Annotated in this window: 15 protein-coding genes; 10 read left to right on the top strand and 5 right to left on the bottom strand. The window is 65.4% G+C overall.

Annotated features, from left to right (window positions below; translation table 11 throughout):
* The first annotated feature begins 183 nt into the window (after window positions 1-183).
* Window positions 184-1,845, top strand: coding sequence for an arylsulfatase (locus tag HLG70_RS07225; protein WP_171662416.1), 1,662 nt, complete (start codon window positions 184-186; stop codon window positions 1,843-1,845).
* Between the two features lie 55 nt (window positions 1,846-1,900).
* On the opposite strand, the gene HLG70_RS07220 is transcribed toward HLG70_RS07225, so the two are convergent.
* Complete coding sequence (locus HLG70_RS07220; protein ID WP_171662417.1) at window positions 1,901-3,337, bottom strand: transglycosylase SLT domain-containing protein; 1,437 nt, start codon at window positions 3,335-3,337, stop codon at window positions 1,901-1,903.
* A 307-nt stretch (window positions 3,338-3,644) separates the two neighbouring features.
* Here HLG70_RS07220 and HLG70_RS07215 point away from each other — a divergent pair, with 307 nt between their 5' ends.
* Together HLG70_RS07215 and HLG70_RS07210 are read left to right on the top strand one after the other, a co-directional pair.
* Window positions 3,645-3,908: a DUF1294 domain-containing protein gene (locus HLG70_RS07215; protein WP_234102976.1), complete on the top strand. Its 264-nt coding sequence runs from the start codon at window positions 3,645-3,647 to the stop codon at window positions 3,906-3,908.
* 94 nt (window positions 3,909-4,002) lie between these two features.
* Entirely contained in the window at window positions 4,003-4,938 is a 936-nt protein-coding gene (locus HLG70_RS07210) for an SMP-30/gluconolactonase/LRE family protein (protein WP_171662419.1), read from the top strand.
* A gap of 2 nt (window positions 4,939-4,940) precedes the next feature.
* Here HLG70_RS07210 and HLG70_RS07205 read toward each other — a convergent pair whose 3' ends face one another.
* The 4 genes from HLG70_RS07205 to HLG70_RS07190 form a co-directional block, all read right to left on the bottom strand.
* Window positions 4,941-6,065, bottom strand: coding sequence for a PepSY-associated TM helix domain-containing protein (locus tag HLG70_RS07205; protein ID WP_171662420.1), 1,125 nt, complete (start codon window positions 6,063-6,065; stop codon window positions 4,941-4,943).
* A 34-nt stretch (window positions 6,066-6,099) separates the two neighbouring features.
* Window positions 6,100-8,298, bottom strand: coding sequence for a TonB-dependent receptor family protein (locus HLG70_RS07200; RefSeq protein WP_171662421.1), 2,199 nt, complete (start codon window positions 8,296-8,298; stop codon window positions 6,100-6,102).
* A gap of 320 nt (window positions 8,299-8,618) precedes the next feature.
* Window positions 8,619-9,104 (bottom strand): DUF6644 family protein, encoded by a 486-nt coding sequence (locus tag HLG70_RS07195; protein ID WP_171662422.1) that lies wholly within the window; start codon window positions 9,102-9,104, stop codon window positions 8,619-8,621.
* 19 nt (window positions 9,105-9,123) lie between these two features.
* Window positions 9,124-9,510, bottom strand: coding sequence for a DUF6152 family protein (locus tag HLG70_RS07190; protein ID WP_171662423.1), 387 nt, complete (start codon window positions 9,508-9,510; stop codon window positions 9,124-9,126).
* Between the two features lie 245 nt (window positions 9,511-9,755).
* Between HLG70_RS07190 and HLG70_RS07185 the strand changes: the two genes are divergently transcribed.
* From HLG70_RS07185 to HLG70_RS07155, 7 genes are all read left to right on the top strand, one after another.
* On the top strand, window positions 9,756-10,394 hold the full coding sequence (locus HLG70_RS07185; RefSeq protein WP_171662424.1) for a GntR family transcriptional regulator: 639 nt from the start codon (window positions 9,756-9,758) through the stop codon (window positions 10,392-10,394).
* A 1-nt stretch (window position 10,395) separates the two neighbouring features.
* Complete coding sequence (locus HLG70_RS07180; RefSeq protein ID WP_234102974.1) at window positions 10,396-10,893, top strand: ureidoglycolate lyase; 498 nt, start codon at window positions 10,396-10,398, stop codon at window positions 10,891-10,893.
* A 25-nt stretch (window positions 10,894-10,918) separates the two neighbouring features.
* Complete coding sequence (locus tag HLG70_RS07175; protein WP_171662426.1) at window positions 10,919-11,845, top strand: allantoinase PuuE; 927 nt, start codon at window positions 10,919-10,921, stop codon at window positions 11,843-11,845.
* Window positions 11,846-11,889: 44 nt separating this feature from the next.
* Window positions 11,890-12,885 (top strand): Bug family tripartite tricarboxylate transporter substrate binding protein, encoded by a 996-nt coding sequence (locus HLG70_RS07170; protein WP_171662427.1) that lies wholly within the window; start codon window positions 11,890-11,892, stop codon window positions 12,883-12,885.
* Window positions 12,886-13,045: 160 nt separating this feature from the next.
* Window positions 13,046-13,510, top strand: a complete 465-nt coding sequence (locus tag HLG70_RS07165) for a hypothetical protein (RefSeq protein ID WP_171662428.1) — start codon at window positions 13,046-13,048, stop codon at window positions 13,508-13,510.
* A gap of 431 nt (window positions 13,511-13,941) precedes the next feature.
* A complete protein-coding gene (locus HLG70_RS07160) occupies window positions 13,942-15,291 on the top strand; it encodes an APC family permease (protein WP_171662429.1) in 1,350 nt (449 codons plus the stop codon).
* Between the two features lie 42 nt (window positions 15,292-15,333).
* Window positions 15,334-16,194 carry an SAM-dependent methyltransferase gene (locus HLG70_RS07155; protein ID WP_171662430.1) on the top strand — a complete coding sequence of 287 codons (861 nt, stop codon included), beginning with the start codon at window positions 15,334-15,336 and terminating at the stop codon, window positions 16,192-16,194.
* Window positions 16,195-16,267 lie beyond the last annotated feature (73 nt).

Here is a 16,267-nt window from a genome sequence, read left to right as displayed (position 1 = left end):
ATCCCCCCGCCGCGCCGCCGCCGAAACGATTGACAGTGGCTGGGGGAAGGTGAAAATAAGCGCAGTTCAACGGCATGAGTCGTCTCGCCCGCCTTTGAGCTTCCCAATACGCAGGCCAACGTGCACCGCACGGTTTGCAGCTTCGTGCGGTCGATTCAACTCTCTAGCGGTGGAGTGTTGCAAATGGCGACCAAACGAACTCTCTTTTGTGGCATTGCGGCGCTTTTCGGCGCGGCGGCGGCACTCTGCGCGCCTGCGGCAGCGCAGGAACAGCGCAAGCCCAACATCGTGCTGATCGTGTCGGACGACACGGGCTATGGCGATCTTGGCCCTTATGGCGGTGGCGTCGGGCGTGGAATGCCAACGCCCAACATCGACCGGCTGGCCAACGAGGGAATGACGTTCTTCTCCTTCTACGCGCAACCCAGCTGCACGCCGGGCCGGGCCGCCATGCAGACCGGTCGCATCCCCAACCGCAGCGGCATGACCACCGTCGCGTTCCAAGGCCAGGGTGGCGGCTTGCCGGCAGAGGAATGGACGCTGGCCTCGGTCCTCAAGACGGGCGGCTACAAGACGTTCTTCACCGGGAAATGGCACCTGGGCGAAGCGGACTACTCCCTGCCGAATGCGCAAGGCTACGACGAGATGAAGTACGCCGGCCTCTACCATCTGAACGCATATACCTACGCGGATCCCACCTGGTTTCCGGACATGGATCCCGAACTGCGCGCAATGTTCCAGAAAGTCACGCGGGGCGCCCTCTCGGGCAACGCCGGCGAAACGCCGCGCGAGGACTTCAAGATCAACGGACAGTACGTCGATACGCCGGTCGTGGACGGCAAGGAAGGGGTCGTGGGCATCCCGTTCTTCGACCGCTATGTCGAAAAGGCGTCGCTCGACTTCCTGGACCGGAACGCCAAGTCCGACCAGCCGTTCTTCATGAACATCAACTTCATGAAGGTGCACCAGCCGAACATGCCGGATCCTGACTACATCGGGAAATCGTTGTCCAAGAGCAAATATGCCGATTCGGTCGTGGAGCTGGATGCGCGCATCGGGCGGATCATGGACAAGCTGCGGGCGCTGGGGCTGGACAAGAACACGCTGGTCTTCTACACGACCGACAACGGCGCCTGGCAGGACGTCTATCCCGATGCCGGCTATACACCGTTCCGCGGGACCAAAGGCACCGTGCGCGAAGGCGGCAACCGGGTTCCGGCCATTGCCTGGATGCCGGGCAAGATCGCGCCCTCTTCCAAGGACCACAGCATCGTGGGCGGCCTGGACCTGATGGCGACGTTCGCCGCGGTGGCCGGCGTGAAGCTGCCTGAGAACGACCGCGCCGCAAAGCCCATCGTCTTCGACAGCTACGACATGTCGCCCGTTCTTTTCGGGACCGGCAAGTCGGCGCGCAAGTCGTGGTTCTATTTCACCGAGAACGAGCTGTCGCCTGGCGCCATACGGGTCGGCAACTACAAGGCGGTGTTCAATCTCCGGGGCGACAACGGCGTGAAAACCGGCGGTCTTGCGGTGGACACCAATCTGGGCTGGAAGGGGCCGGAGTCGTATGTCGCGGCGGTTCCGCAGGTATTCGACCTGTGGGCCGATCCGCAGGAGCGCTACGACATCTTCATGAGCAACGTCACGGAAAGAACATGGACGCTGCCCACGATGAATGCGGCCGCGGCGGACCTCATGAAGACGTACGCGACGCACCCGCCCCGCAAGGCGCAAAGCGAGGTCTACAACGGGCCCATCACCCTGTCGCAGTACGAGCGCTTCCAGTACATCCGGGAGAGCCTGGCCAAGGAGGGTTTCAGTCTTCCGATGCCTACGGGGAACTGAGCGTATCGCTGGTTTCAATCTCCAGGCCTGGCCCTGGGGCCCGGGGCGCGCTTGCCTAGTTCGCGGCAGCCGCGCCCTGCGCTCTCACCAGCGAATAGGCGATGTAGTACTTGTAGATGTTGCTGACGTACTGGACGGTCTCGCGCCCGATGCGCTCCGCCGCCACGCGCTCGACGTTGTCGAACCAGACGTTCGGGTCAAGCCCCTTGGCGGCGGCTTCCTTGCGCAGCTGGTTGATCCGGCCTGGTCCCGCGTTGTAGGCGGCGAACGCGAACAGGCCTTTGTTCAAGTCCGTCATGGGCTCCTTGGCGTAGTACTGGTCGATCATGAAGCGGATGTATTTCACGCCGCCATGGATGTTGTATTCCTCGCGGCGGATGTCCCCGACCTTCAAGTCCTTGCCGGTTGCGGGCATGATCTGCATGACGCCGACCGCACCCACCGAGCTCTTGGCGTTCTGGTCCAGGCGCGATTCCTGGTAGCCCTGCGCCATCATCAGCAGCCAGTCAATGTTGTACTGATCGCCGTATTTGCGGAAGAAATCCGCCAGCCGGTGGAATTTGTCGATTTCGTCGGGATCCGTGGCGCTCTTCACCCATTTCACGGACTTCAGGTACTTGGTCAGTTGCTGATTGCCGGACGAGGTGCCGATGCGGTTCTTCACAATAAACGGATTCAATGTGGCGGCGAGCTTCGGAGAGTCCTTCCTGAACGCAAAGGCGATGTCATTGCCGGCATCCACCTCCAGGTTTTCGTAGACGCGGATCTGCGGGAATATCTGTTTCCAGAAAACCGCCAGGTAGCGGTCGGCCACGGTGTACTTGATCAAGTCCGCGCTGGCCATTTCCAGGATGTCGTCGGTCTCGAATATGCCCGGCGCATCGCGGATGATGGCAGGCTTCAGTCCCCTGGCCTGCAGGTCCGCGTTCAGGTTCTTCACGCTTGCGTAATAGCTGCTGGCCGGGTTGATGAAGAGTTCCTGGCCCGCCAGGTCGTCCAGTGACTTCAGTTCGGGCGCCCCGGGCGAGGCAACGATGATCTCGCGCACGCCCGTGGCCAAGGGGGTCGAAAAATCGACCAGTTTCTTGCGCTCGTCGGTGATGGTCAGATTGGCGGCGGCGATGTCGCCCTTGCCGGCCAGCAGATCCGGAATAAGGCGTTCCCGCGATGTGGGCAGGAAGACGACATAGACGCGGATATTCTTGTTCTTCAGCTGGGCGTTCAGGTCGTTTTCGAATGCCGTCATCATGTCCGCGATGATGCCGCGCTGGGTGCCGCCCTTGTCCAGGAAATACAGTGCCTTGTTGTAGGGCACCAGCACGCGGACCTGGCGGCGCTGGATCATGCCGTCGAGGTCGCCCGTCCAGGGCTTGACGTTGTAGGCCAGTGCGAGAGGGTCGCCGCGCGCGCGGGTTTCGGCGGATAACGCGGGGCTTGCAGCGAAAAATTGCAGAGCCGCGCACAGCATCAAGGCGAAAAGGCGGAATGACATGGTGCCTCCGAACGATATGACGAGGGAGATTTCCTGTCGGGAAAACGGACGCGTCCGGGCTGCGTTTCGCCGTCGGCACCATTATGGGAAGCCCGTTTCCGCTACACCAGCTAGTGGAAACCCAGCCCGAAGACCGTGTCCGGTTGCGGTCCCGTGGTGCAATGGCGGTCTTCAAACCAACCGTCGGGACGGTCCCATGGCCCCAGCGCGATTTGGCGCACAGTTGATGCCGATTCCAATATTCCTTTGTCTGTACGTCCTGGCTTGGCTCAAATGGGCGGTGCCAGGGATGGTCGGGATGGCTTATATGACGCTGAGCGTCCTCACGCTCGCAGCCTACGCTTTCGACAAGGCGGCGGCAAAGGCCGGGCGCAGGCGGATTTCCGAAAGAACCCTGCATCTGCTGTCGCTGGCCGGAGGTTGGCCCGGCGCGCTGCTAGGGCAGCAATGGCTTCGACATAAGTCCGTGAAGGCGGACTTCCGGGCCAGGTTCTGGGTCACGGTCCTGTTGAACGTCGCGGGCTTCGTGCTGCTCTGCACACCGGCCGGACGAACCCTGGCGGCGTTATAAGCGGGGGATCAGGGCAAGGGGGAGTCCTTCCGCGGGCGGATGGACACTGCCAGGCCGATCGGCCAAGATGGCTGCTTGCCCTCAAGGAGATCCCATGTGGGAACCCAGCGAGTCCTACCCCGATCCCGCCATTGAGGTGCTGGATCCCCGCTTCCTGAAATACCGGATCGGCAATGCCGCCGTCGAACGCCTGGCCACCGGCATCCGCTATGGCGAAGGCCCGGTCTGGTTCGGCGACGGCAGATACCTGCTCTGGAGCGACATTCCCAACAACCGCATCATGCGGTGGGATGAGGAAAGCGGCGCGGTGTCCGTGTATCGCAAGCCGTCGGGGTACGCCAATGGGAACACCCGGGACCGCCAGGGCCGGCTGCTGAGTTGCGAGCACGGCGGGCGCCGCGTGGTGCGGACGGAATACGACGGAACCCTGACCGTGCTGGCGGAGCGATTCCAGGGCAAGCGCCTGAATTCACCCAACGACATCGTGGTGAAGCGCGACGATTCAATCTGGTTCTCGGATCCCGTCTTCGGCATCCTCAATGACTACGAAGGCTTCAAGACGACGCCGGAACTGCCGACTTGCGTCTACCGGCTGGACCCGGCTTCCGGGCGGATGGAGGCCGTGGTGGAGGACATCCCGAATCCGAACGGGCTGTGCTTTTCGCCCGATGAGCGCCTGCTGTATATCGTGGACAACGGCTCCAGGCCGAACCGCATCCTGGTGTACGAGGTCGCCGAAGGCGGAACGCTGACCCATGGGCGCACCTTCGTCGACGCCGGGGACCAGGGCCTGCCGGATGGCATACGCTGCGACACGGACGGCAATGTCTGGGCCGGCTGGGGTTCGGGGCCTGCCCTGAACGGCGTGATGGTCTTTGCGCCTGACGGTGCGCCGATAGGACGCATCGACTTGCCGGACCGGTGCGCCAACTTGTGCTTTGGCGGCGCGCGGCGCAACCGCCTGTTCATGGTCGCCGGGCAATGCCTTTTCTCCCTGTACGTGGATGCCCAGGGCGCGGCCCATCCCTGATATCAGGTCGCGGCGGGATTGCGGCTGCTCACCGCCGCCAGCCTGGTTGACCGCCGCCGCCACCACAGCCAGACGCCGCTGATGCCCAGGCCGCCCAGCGCCAGCCCGCCTAGCGCGACGGCGATTTCCAGCGCGGCCCCGCCCAGTTCGCCGGTATGCAGCGGAAAGGCGAAAGCGGTGGCCCTGGCCCCGGGGTCCAGCGAGTTCCAGCGTTGCACCGCCAGCACTTGGGCGGTGCGAGGATCCATCCAGACCGAGCTCAGGCCATTGGGATGCGGGTCATCGGGCAGCCGGAAGCGGAACCGGATTGGGGCGCCCGCGTTGGGGGGAACCACGATATAGCCGATGAAACCCGGTTCCTGGAACTGTGCGGAGGCCTTGATGGCCAGTTGGTCCAGCGATGGGGGGTCGCCTTCGGCCGGGACGGCCGCGGGCAGCCGTGGCGCCTTCACGGGTGTTTCGCCGGCAAGCCATGTCACCGCGGCACCCAGCGGACGCCAGGCCATGTAGGCGCCGGTGGCCACCGATACGGCGATCAGCAGGCCCAGCGCCGCGCCGCCGACTCGGTGCAGATCGAACAGCGCCCGCAGCGCACCTCTATCCAGCGCGATGTTCCAGCCCTTGGACCAGTGGCGCGGCCACCACAGGATCAGGCCGGTGACCAGGAGGAACAGATAGGCGAGCGCGACCCAGGCCAGGACGGCCTTGCCGGTGCTCTCCATATACAGCGAGCTGTGCAGCTTGAACAGCACGTTCGCCGCCCCTTCCGTCTCGCCGCGCCTGCCCTGCTCCGCGCCCGTGGCCGGGTCCAGGAACAGTGTCCCGCGCCAGCCGCCGCGCACGCGAATCTGCAGGGTTTCACCCGGATCGCGGACGGGCCGGAACACGAGGTTCGCGCCGGGGCCGAACTCCAGCCGGACCGACCGCAGCACGGCCTCCAGCGGCACCCCCGGCTGCGCAGTGGCCGCGCCGGAGCGGGCCACGAACAGTTCCGGATTCGCCCAGCGGTCCAGAGGCGGCGCGAAGACCAGCGCCGCGCCAGAGAGGCCGGCGAAGATCAGCACCCAGCCCGCGCTGAGCGCCAGCCAGCGGTGCACCCGCAGCCATAAGCCGCGCAGGCCCTTCACGCGGACGCTCCCGATGGAGGATTGCGCATGGCGTTCAGAACGCGACCGAGGCCTGCAGGTAGACCGTGCGGGGCTGGCCTACGAACTTCCCGCCGTTGTTGTCGGTGGAGCGCGTGAAGTAACGGCGGTCAAACAGGTTCTTGATACCCACCGCCACCTTCAGGTCGTTCATCTCGCGGCCGAAGTCGTAACCCGCCCGCAATGCGACGGTGGCAAAGCCCGGGATGTCGCCCAGACGGCCGCTGGCGTCCTCTTCGGTCACGTAGCCTGCGCCGGAGTCCGGGGATCCGGGCGAATGTTGCTTGGACTGCGCGAACACGTCGGCATTGAAGGTCCAGCGGTTGACGGCGTAGCGCGCGCCGATGGACGCCACCTGGCGCGAGTACAGCGGCAGGTCGCGGCCCTGGAACGCGCCTGCCTTGGCGATCGCCTGCGTATAGGTGTAGGTCGCATAGACGGACAAGCCGCGCAAGGCGTCGCTCAGGTCGCCCAGGTCATAGCGCAAGGCGGATTCCACGCCGCGGTGGCGGGTGGCGCCCAGGTTGGTCCACATGCCCTCCCCCACGATCGACCGGGTCAGCTGCAGTTCCTTGTCGAAGTCGATGTTGAACAGCGTGAATTCCCCGCTCCAGGCCGGACCGGCAAAGTGCGTGCCGATTTCATAGGTCTTGGCGGTTTCCGGGTGCAGCCCGTCGGTGGTGGAAGCCAGCTGGCTGTATTGCTGCGGGCCGAAGGACTTGCCCGCATTGGCGAACAGGGACCACTGATCACTCATGCGGTACAGCACCGACATGGTCGGAAGCGTGACGCGCGAGTCGATCGACGGCGACGTGGCGCTGGTGACCGCGCCCGTCGCCGTATTGAAGTTGGTGACGTCGTTATAGGTGCTGATGCTCTCGAAGCGCACGCCGGGCGTGATCGTCCAGTTGCCGATGTCGATGCGGTCGTCCACATAGAAGGCGTGGGCGGTGGTGCCGCCGTTGCTCGTCTGGTAGGTGGGCATCCTCAGGTCGAACGCATTCCCGCCGGCGTCCGGGTCGTAGTAGGCGGTGCGCCCCGCCACTTCCGAACTGCTTTCCTTCAGGTAGCGGTAGCCCACGCTGATTTCCTGCACCACGGAGCCGGAATCGATCAGGCGGGAATAGCGCGGCTCGATGCCGAAGTAGTGATAGCTGCGTGGCGCGGACGTCAGGCGGAACTTGTCGGCCGTGGCGCCGGTTCCGGCCTGCTCGATATAGCTGCCGCGGTAGGAATCCACGTAGTACGTCAGGACTTCGAAGTTGTTGACGCCGTCGTTGTGGGTGTATTTGAACGAGCCATCCGTGCGCCGGCCGGTGAACTGGTCGTACTGGCGCGTGGACTGGAACGGGTCTTCCGAGTATTGCGCGGTGGTCAGCCCGCCCGGCATTCGCCCCTTGCCTTCGAAATGGTGCAGCGACACGGCGATGTTGTCGTCCGGCGTCAGGCGGTACGCCCCCTTCAGGATGACGTCGTCGATGTTCGTCGAATCGTTGCTTGAGCGGTAGCCTTCGCCATGGGTGCCCGAATACAGCAGCGCGCCGCCCAGGCCCTGGTCGGTCGTGCCGCCCACGAACAGGCTGGGCGTGGTCTTGACGTTGCCGCCGTGGCTGTACATTTCGGTGCCCACGTTCAGGCTGGTCGTGAAGTCCTGGGGAATCGGCCGGGTCACGAAGTTGATGATGCCGCCCACGTTCTGCGGGCCATAGCGTACCGAGCCCGCGCCGCGCACCACGTCGACGGATTCCAGGTTGCCCAGCGACACGGGGGCCAGCGATAGCTGAGGCTGGCCGTAAGGCGCGTACGCCATCGGCACGCCGTCCATCAGGATGGTGGAGCGCGGCGAGAGCCGCGCCGTCAGGCCGCGGATGCCAACGTTGAGTGACACATCGCTGCCGCCGGTGCCGTTGCTGTCCTGCACCTGGACACCGGGAATCTCCCGCAACACGTCGCGCACGCTGCTGGCTCCGCTCTCCACAATGCGCTGCCGCTCCACGACCGTGCGAGCGCCGGGATGGGCAAGCACCTTTTCCTCGGTCGGCGTGCCCAGCCAGTCGCCCGTCACGGTGACCGCAGCCAACTCCCCTGCCTCGGCGGGAGGCGCCGACGCCGTCTGGGCATGGGCCGTGCCGGCCAAACCGGCGAGCGCCGCGGCAACGGCCACGGCAAGCTTGCGCTGCGCCGCAAGCGTGTTCTGAATTCTGGCGTGAGCCATTGCTACTGTTCTCCAAGCGCCCATCCCGGGCATGCCACGATTGGCGGTCATGCTCGATGGCGCCTGGGTGGCGAGAGTCAATGACACGGGTGCAGGACGACCAGAGTCCGGCACCGGGCGGGAGTATAAATAGGATCCATTTGCAAGTAAATAGGCGCCAAAATGGTTGCCAAGTTAACTTGGCTTGGCTTTTCATGCGGCTTTCAGGGCGATCAGCGTCGCGCCGATGGCGTGTTCGACGGGGGAGTTCCGGAAGGATTTCGGCGTGCCGTCCCTATCGTGGGCCGGCGGGATTTCAATCCCGAGGGGATGGCTTGGCGCTACAAAAAGCCGATCCAGCGTCCCGCCACCAGGCAGCCCAGCCATAGCAGCAGCGAGGCCCCCGCATGCAGGCGCATTCCGCCCGAGGGAGCGCTGCCCTGGACCACGCCGGCCCAGGCCCTGCCCCGGCGCACCAGCCAGGCGTTGAGCGCGCCCGCGCCCAACAGGGCCATCTTTGTCAGGAATGCGGGGTTTTGCAGGTATTCCTGGGGGCGTACCGAGAACAGCATGGCGCCGGTCAGCACGGCCAGCGCCAGCCCGACCGCGGCCGTACGCGCCAGCACGGGCGCCAGCAGCGCCAGGGGCCCGGGCTTGATGAGGCCGAGCAAGCGCAGGTCGAGCGGAACGATGGACCCGATCAACAGGCCGATGGCGCCGATATGGGCGGCATTGACCAGCAGGTACAGCGTGCCGGACCGCCGCAGCCATATCGACGGCGGCAAGGCTTCAAGCTGTTCGAGGGCGAGCCGAAGCAGGTCGGGCATCGCTGCGGGCCCGGCCGGCTCAGGGCTTCTTGATGCGGCTGGGGTAGATGTCGTAGGTTTTGCCGCCCACCTTGACCTGCACGGCCTTCATGCGCTTGTTGGCCGCGTCCTGGTCCCGGTTGCCGATAGCCGTGATGGCATCGCCGGGTTTGGCGGAGCCTTCGACGAACCCGGCCTCTTTCGTCTGGCTGGGATTGCCCAGTTCTACAAGCCACACGCCATCCGCGGCCCGGACCTTGAGCGTGGGATGCGGCGGCGCGATCTGCACCTGCTCGACCGTGCCCTGCAGGGTCATCTGCTCGGATTCGGCCCATGACCAGCCGTGATGCGCCATGACCGTGGGGGCCGCCGCCCCCAGTACGGATAGCGCCAGTCCTGCCAGTAACGCGCGTTTGGAAAGCTTCATGTCGATGCTCCTGGAGTTGCGGTTGGCCTGATCCCCATCCCGGCCCGGCGCAAGCTTGCCGGCACCCGAAAACAGAGCATAGCAGCCCGTCCAGCGCCGCCGCCATGCCGGATTTCCGCTAATCCGGCTGCCGTCCGCCATTGGGGATACTCCTGGTATCCCACTGGGATACCAATCGGATACCTTCTCGTCCATCGCCCTGGCCTATCACTCGGCCAGGGCCCTCTCTTGGTCTCAATACATACATGAACGCCACGCAACGCACCTATCAGACCCTGCTCGACCAGATCGTGTCGCGCCGCATTCCCGCCGGCGAAGTGCTGGAGGAACGCCGGCTGGCCGACGAGCTGGAGGTCTCGCGCACGCCACTGCGCGCCGCCATGAACCGGCTGCTGGGCGAAGGCATGCTGGAACGCCTGTCCAACGGATCCATCGTGGTCCGCTCCTTTGGCGTGACGGATCTGCTGGAATTGCTGCAAGTCCGCAGCCTGCTCGAAAGCGAGGCGGCCGCCATGGCGACAAACCGCATTCCCGCGGAGCCGCTGGAAGGCCTGCACGCGCGCCTTCAGGCCCTGCTGGATGCCGCCACGCCCGACGAGAAATCCGACTGGGAGGTCGACAACGCCCTGCATGACCTGATCGCCGCGTACTGCGGCAACCGGAACCTGGCGGCGATGATCACGGCGGCCCGCCGGCAGGTGCGGATGTGCGACGTCGAGCGCCTGCCGCAGCGGCAGGTCGAGGCCCGGCAGGAACATCTGGCCATCATCCAGGCTTTGCTGTCTGGCGATGCCGCCCGGGCGCGCGAGGCCATGGCCGCCCACCTGGAAAGCGTGCGGCGCAGCTACGTGAACTCGCTGGGATACCTGACCCATGGCGCCTGACATGCCGACTCCGCGCCGCGTCCTGCCTGCCCAGCCGCTCACCCCGCAGGCCTTCGCGCCCTACGGCGAGGTGATCGCCCATCAGGGTGCCGAGCGCCGCCATTACCTGACGGAACCGATGCGGCACGGGCCGGACGCGATCCGCAACGCCTGCTGGGTGAGCCGGCTGGACACACCCGCCCGGGGGGCCTGCGTGATCGAACTGCTGGAACGGCATCGCTATGCGGCCCAGACATTCGTCCCCCTGACTGATACGCCCTATCTGGTGGTGGTGGCGCCCACCGCGCCCGACGGTCTGCCCGACATGGACCGGCTGCAGGCCTTTCGCGCGTCCGGGCGCCAGGGCGTGTGCTACCGCGTCGGCACCTGGCATCACGGCCTGACCGTACTGTCCGGACCGGCCGAGTTCCTCGTCATGATGGGCCAGACCTGCCGCGACGACGACGATGAATTCTGGCGCGCGCCGGCGCCCCACATCGTTGTTTCCCTTCCCGATTGATTCCTTCACGGATGGCAAGCCCGCTATGACTATCGATCCCCCGCATCTGCGCCGCGACTTTGTCGGCTATGGCGAAAATCCGCCGGACCCCAAATGGCCAGGCGGCGCGCGCCTGGCATTGAACCTGTGCATCAACTACGAAGAAGGCGGCGAGCCGTCGGTCCCTGACGGAGATCCCGAGTCCGAGACCGGACTGACCGAAGGCGGTGCGGGCGGCTTCAGCGGCCGCGACCTGGCCGCCGAATCGATGTTCGAGTACGGCAGCCGGATCGGCTTCTGGCGGGTGCACCGCCTGCTGCAGACGCGCGGCATGACGGCCACCGTGCTGGGCTGCGGACTGGCGCTGGAACGCAATCCCCAGGTCTGCGACGCGATCCGGGCCAGTGGCTATGACGTCTGCGCGCACGGCTGGCGCTGGGAGCGGCATCAGAACCTGACGCTGGAGCAGGAGCGCGAACGCATCCGCCGCACGGTGGAGTCGATTGCCCGTACGGTCGGCTCGCGGCCGCTGGGCTGGTACTGCCGCTATGGCCCCAGCCTGAACACGCGCGCCCTGCTCGCCGAGGAAGGCGGTTTTCTTTATGACTCCGACACCTACAACGACGAACTGCCGTACTGGACATCGGTGGATGGCAAGCCGCATCTGCTCGTGCCCTATGGGCTGGCGAACAACGACGCCAAGTTCGTCCGCGGCGGGATGGCGACCGGACAGGATCTGTTCGAGTACCTGCGCGACGCTTTCGACGTGCTTTACGAGGAAGGCGCGACGCAACCCAAGATGATGTCGGTCGGCCTGCACCTGCGGCTGGTCGGCCAGCCCGGGCGCGCCGCCGGCCTGGCGCGCTTTTTGGATCACGTGGCCGCGCATCCCGACGTCTGGGTCTGCCGGCGCGTCGATATCGCGCGCCACTGGCACGCCAACCATCCGCCCGCGCAGGCCGCGACGCGCTGATTCGTTTTCCGCATTGACCACGTTTTCTCTTTCAGGAGAGCAGTATGTCGAAGTACAGGAAAGTCAATCGCCGGGGCGTTCTGGCCACGGCCCTGGCGGGGCTGCTGACCATGGGTCTGGGCGCCGCGGCGCACGCCCAGACGTATCCGGACAAGCCCATCCGCATCGTCGTGCCCTTCCCGCCCGGCGGCGCGGCCGACACGCTGGCGCGCGCGCTGGCGCAACAGTTGAACGACGCGCTGGGCAAGCAGGTCATCGTCGAAAACAAGGCCGGCGCGGGCGGCACGATAGGCACCACCGCGGTGGCTCGCGCGGAGCCCGACGGATACACCTTGCTGCTTGGCAACGTATCGACGCTCGCCATCGCGCCCAGCCTGTATCCGAACCTGAACTACGACCCCGTCAAGGATTTCCAGCCTGTCACCCTGGTTGGCAAGAGCCCGCTGGTCTTCGCCATCAACCCGGCCCTGCCGGCGAAGAACCTGCCCGAGCTGATCGCGCTGGCATCCAGGGAGCCGGGCAAACTGACATTCGGGTCCTCGGGCGCGGGCAGCATCACCCACCTGACGGGCGAGGTGCTCAACCTGGCGACGCGCGGCAATCTGGTCCACGTGCCCTATAAGGGCAGTTCGCCCGTGCTGCTGGCGGTGGCTTCGGGTGAACTCAGCATGGGCGTCACCCAGGTGGTGGAGATGTTGCCCCAGTACAAGGCCGGCCGGGTGGGCGCGGCCGCCGTGACGGGATTGGAAAAATCGCCCGCGCTGCCCGATGTGACGACGGCCCGTTCGCAGGGTGTCAACGGGCTGGAGGCCACCACCTGGTACAGCCTGATGGCGCCCGCCGGCGTATCCGCAAGCGTCATCGACCGGCTGCAGCCCGCGCTGCAAAAGGTGCTGGCCAATCCCGACCTGCGCAAGCGCTTCGCGGATGAAGGCCTGATCCTGGCGGGCTCGACCCCGGCGGAGTTGGGGACGTTCCTGCGTGGCGAGGTCCAGGATTGGGCCGCCGTGATCAAGCAGGCGGGCGTGAAACTCGACTGACACAGGGGCGCGGCTGGACGAAAAGGCTGTTCCCCTGGCCGAATGCCCCGAGCGGCGGGCATTCGGCGACGACGATTCGTCGAGAAATACCAAGTTTCAGTGATACCAAAGGATGCCTCCGCAATATCTAATGCGTCGGAGAAGTTCATCCTGATGGGAAATGTTTAAGCTGACGAATGATTACGCTTGCGCGACGCCCCGCCGCGTGGCGGAGCAGGCCGATGCCGATGTGCAACTGCGCGATCTGGTGCGCCGGCATTGCGCGCGATTGGAACGGCTGCTCAAGGAAGAAATGCAGCGTAAAGGCCCCGCGTATGCGCAGGCCTTCGGCGGTTGCGTGGAGGCCCATCGCGGCCGCGGGGAGGCTCCCGTCGCATCCTGGCTCTATGGAGTGACCTTGCACTTGCTGCGGGATGGATGGGCGGCGGGCGTCGCTGAGCAGTTCGTCTGGCGGTTCTTGGAGGCTTTTCCGCGCGAGTTCGGGCGGCCCATGCTGATCCTGGCGCTGTCCGGCGGCAGCTACATCACTTGCTCCCTGTACCTGTGCAAGCCGGCAAGCGCCCCCGAAAGAGATATTTCGCTGCCGGCCGACTCCGCCAATTGGGTGCGCCAGCACCTGCATTAGCACGAGAGGCTCATCCTTTCGTCCAATTCTGCTTAATGTTTTACTTTTAATAAAACACTTTAAGTGTTGAATAAAAACTTAAGTAAAACATCTGCTTATGCAGATATTCTAATAAGTTGAATTAGGTTTTGAGGCGTATAGCCGCCCGCCGGGACGTTCCCTAATCTGCGTCCCTCGCCCATGCACCCCAGGAAAACCCTGCGGAACTTTCTCGATTTCGAACTGGTCGTTTTATGTTCAGACAATTGTCAGCATATGCCGACATCCCGGTCTGAATCCGCGTCCCGCGCGCCCAACCGAGAGAACCGCATGACTATGCCCTGCTCGCGTTCATTCGTGAATCCGATCCTCGTGGCCGCGCGGCCGGCAAGGACAAGTTCTCCGGGCGGGCCCTCCACGCTGCCTGCGCGGCCCGTCCGGCGTCAACCGCAATGAGCGGCGCCTCCGACACCGTCGTCGAACCCGCATCGGCTGGCCTGTCGGTCATGGACGCGACCATGGTCCTGGTCGGCGTGGTGATCGGCATCGGCATTTTTGGCTTCCCGCCCCTGGTGGCGCAGCACGCGGCTTCGGAAGCCATGTACATCGCTCTGTGGTGCGCGGGCGGGCTGATCATGCTGGTCGGTGCGCTTTGCTACGCGGAACTGGGCTCCGCCTATCCCGGCGCGGGCGGCGAATACCTTTACCTGACCCGGGCGTGGGGGCCGCGCGTGGGGCTGATGTTTGCCTGGGCCCGCTGCTCGGTGATCCAGACTGGCGCCATCGCCGTGGTCGCCTTTATTTATGGCGACTACGCGCAACGCCTGCTGCCATTGGGGAGCCAGGGGCCGGCGGCGCATGCCGCCATCTCGGTCGTTGTGCTGACTGCCTTGAACATGGTGGGCACCCGGTACTCCAAGCGCCTGCAGTGGATCTTCACCGTACTTACCTTGGTCGCGCTGGCCGCGGTGCTGATCGGCTGCCTGACTGCTTCGGGGCACAATCTGCTGAACACCGCCGAGCCCGCACCGCTGTCGGGCAATCCCGCGGGTCTCATGGGGATGGGCATGGTGTTCGTCCTGCTGACTTATGGCGGCTGGAACGAAGCGGCCTACCTGAGCGGCGAATTGCGCAATCCGGCGCGCAACATGAGCCGGGTGCTGCTCATCGGGACGGCGGTGGTGACCGGCACCTACGTGCTGACCAATATCGCATTGCTGGAGATCTTCGGCTTGCAGGGCTTGCGCGACACGCCCGCGCTGGGCGCCGAAGTCATGCAGCTGGCCGCGGGCCCCTACGCGGCGGCAATGCTCAGCCTGACCATCTGCGCCACCGCCCTCAGTACGATAAACGGAACGATCATCACGGGTGCGCGGGTGTACTGCGCGCTGGGCCGGGACGTCCCCCGACTGCGCGCGCTGTCGGGCTGGAGCGCTCGCAACGAGACGCCGGTCAGCGCCCTGCTTGTCCAGGGAGTGATCACGCTGGCGCTGGTGGCGCTGGGCGCATTCAGCCAGAACAGCGTGCAAACCATGGTGGCCTATACGGCGCCGGTCTTCTGGCTGTTCATGCTGCTGGTGGCGGCATCGGTGTGGCGGTTGCGGCGCATGGACCCGGAGCGGCCGCGGCCTTTCCGCGTTCCCCTGTATCCCCTTCCGCCGCTGCTGCTCGTCCTGACCTGCGCCGGGCTGGTCGTTTCCAGCGCAATCTATGCCGGGGCGGGCGCCCTGATCGGACTGGCGGTGCTGGCGGCCGGCATACCCTTGCTGCGTCTGCTCAAGCCCGCCCAGGCGCCCGGCTAGCACGGGTTCTTCCACGCGTTCACCTCCCAAGGAACTCTCACCATGCAACGCTCTACCCTACTCCCCCTGTCCGCCCCCCGGATCCGGGCCGCGGTGCTGGCTTCGGCGATGACCTTCGCGCTGTTCCATGCAACCAGCGCCATGGCCCAGGCGGCGGCTGCGGCCCCCGCGCAAGCCCGCGAACAGAAAGGCTATGTGCCGGACATCGGCCAGGAAGGCAAGGACGTCATCTGGGTGCCGACGCCCCAGACCTTGGTGGACAAAATGCTGGACATGGCCAAGGTCACGCCCAAGGACAGGCTGATGGACCTGGGCTCGGGCGATGGCCGCACGGTCATCACGGCCGCGCAACGTGGCCTGACCGCGCAAGGCATCGAATACAACCCCGATCTGGTTGAACTGTCGCGCCAGAATGCCAAGCGCGCGGGCGTGGCGGACCGCGCCACGTTCGTGGCGGCGGATCTCTTCACGACCGATCTGTCCCAGGCCGACGTGATCACGATGTTCCTGTTGTCGACGATCAACGAAAAACTGCGTCCCAAGATCCTGGATCTGCCGGCCGGCACCCGCGTGGTGTCTAACACTTTCCGCATGGGCGACTGGGAGCCGGACGCGTCCGAGACCATAACCAAGGACTGCCAGACCTACTGCACCGCCCTGCTGTGGATCGTGCCGGCAAAGGTCGAAGGCAAATGGGACCTGGGCGGACAGACACTGCAGCTGGACCAGCATTACCAGATGCTGTCGGGCAAGCTGGGCTCCGTGCCGATCTCGGATGCGCGGCTGGACGGCGCGGCCATTTCGTTCACGGCCAATGGCGTGCGCTACGTGGGCCTGGTCAACGGTCGTGCCATGAGCGGCACCGCCGCCGGCAAGGGCGAATGGTCGGCCAGGCGCAATTAGCGGCCATGCCGCCTGGGGAGATCAGCGGGGCGGACGGCTGCCGGCGCATGCCGCGCGTTGACCGCTCCCGCAT

Origin of the sequence: Achromobacter deleyi (genome assembly GCF_013116765.2) — a bacterium.
Taxonomy (GTDB): Bacteria; Pseudomonadota; Gammaproteobacteria; order Burkholderiales; family Burkholderiaceae_B; genus Achromobacter; species Achromobacter deleyi_A.
The sequence above is the reverse complement of the archived record's forward strand: the minus strand, read 5'-3'. Positions and strand labels throughout refer to the sequence as shown.

What these genes read in the sequence shown, in the direction of transcription:
- HLG70_RS07225 (WP_171662416.1), top strand. Translation starts at nt 184, where the DNA reads ATGGCGACCAAACGAACTCTCTTTTGTGGCATTGCGGCGCTTTTCGGC.
- HLG70_RS07220 (WP_171662417.1), bottom strand. Translation starts at nt 3,337, where the DNA reads ATGTCATTCCGCCTTTTCGCCTTGATGCTGTGCGCGGCTCTGCAATTT.
- HLG70_RS07215 (WP_234102976.1), top strand. Translation starts at nt 3,645, where the DNA reads ATGACGCTGAGCGTCCTCACGCTCGCAGCCTACGCTTTCGACAAGGCG.
- HLG70_RS07210 (WP_171662419.1), top strand. Translation starts at nt 4,003, where the DNA reads ATGTGGGAACCCAGCGAGTCCTACCCCGATCCCGCCATTGAGGTGCTG.
- HLG70_RS07200 (WP_171662421.1), bottom strand. Translation starts at nt 8,298, where the DNA reads ATGGCTCACGCCAGAATTCAGAACACGCTTGCGGCGCAGCGCAAGCTT.
- HLG70_RS07195 (WP_171662422.1), bottom strand. Translation starts at nt 9,104, where the DNA reads ATGCCCGACCTGCTTCGGCTCGCCCTCGAACAGCTTGAAGCCTTGCCG.
- HLG70_RS07190 (WP_171662423.1), bottom strand. Translation starts at nt 9,510, where the DNA reads ATGAAGCTTTCCAAACGCGCGTTACTGGCAGGACTGGCGCTATCCGTA.
- HLG70_RS07185 (WP_171662424.1), top strand. Translation starts at nt 9,756, where the DNA reads ATGAACGCCACGCAACGCACCTATCAGACCCTGCTCGACCAGATCGTG.
- HLG70_RS07180 (WP_234102974.1), top strand. Translation starts at nt 10,396, where the DNA reads ATGCCGACTCCGCGCCGCGTCCTGCCTGCCCAGCCGCTCACCCCGCAG.
- HLG70_RS07175 (WP_171662426.1), top strand. Translation starts at nt 10,919, where the DNA reads ATGACTATCGATCCCCCGCATCTGCGCCGCGACTTTGTCGGCTATGGC.
- HLG70_RS07170 (WP_171662427.1), top strand. Translation starts at nt 11,890, where the DNA reads ATGTCGAAGTACAGGAAAGTCAATCGCCGGGGCGTTCTGGCCACGGCC.
- HLG70_RS07165 (WP_171662428.1), top strand. Translation starts at nt 13,046, where the DNA reads ATGTTTAAGCTGACGAATGATTACGCTTGCGCGACGCCCCGCCGCGTG.
- HLG70_RS07160 (WP_171662429.1), top strand. Translation starts at nt 13,942, where the DNA reads ATGAGCGGCGCCTCCGACACCGTCGTCGAACCCGCATCGGCTGGCCTG.
- HLG70_RS07155 (WP_171662430.1), top strand. Translation starts at nt 15,334, where the DNA reads ATGCAACGCTCTACCCTACTCCCCCTGTCCGCCCCCCGGATCCGGGCC.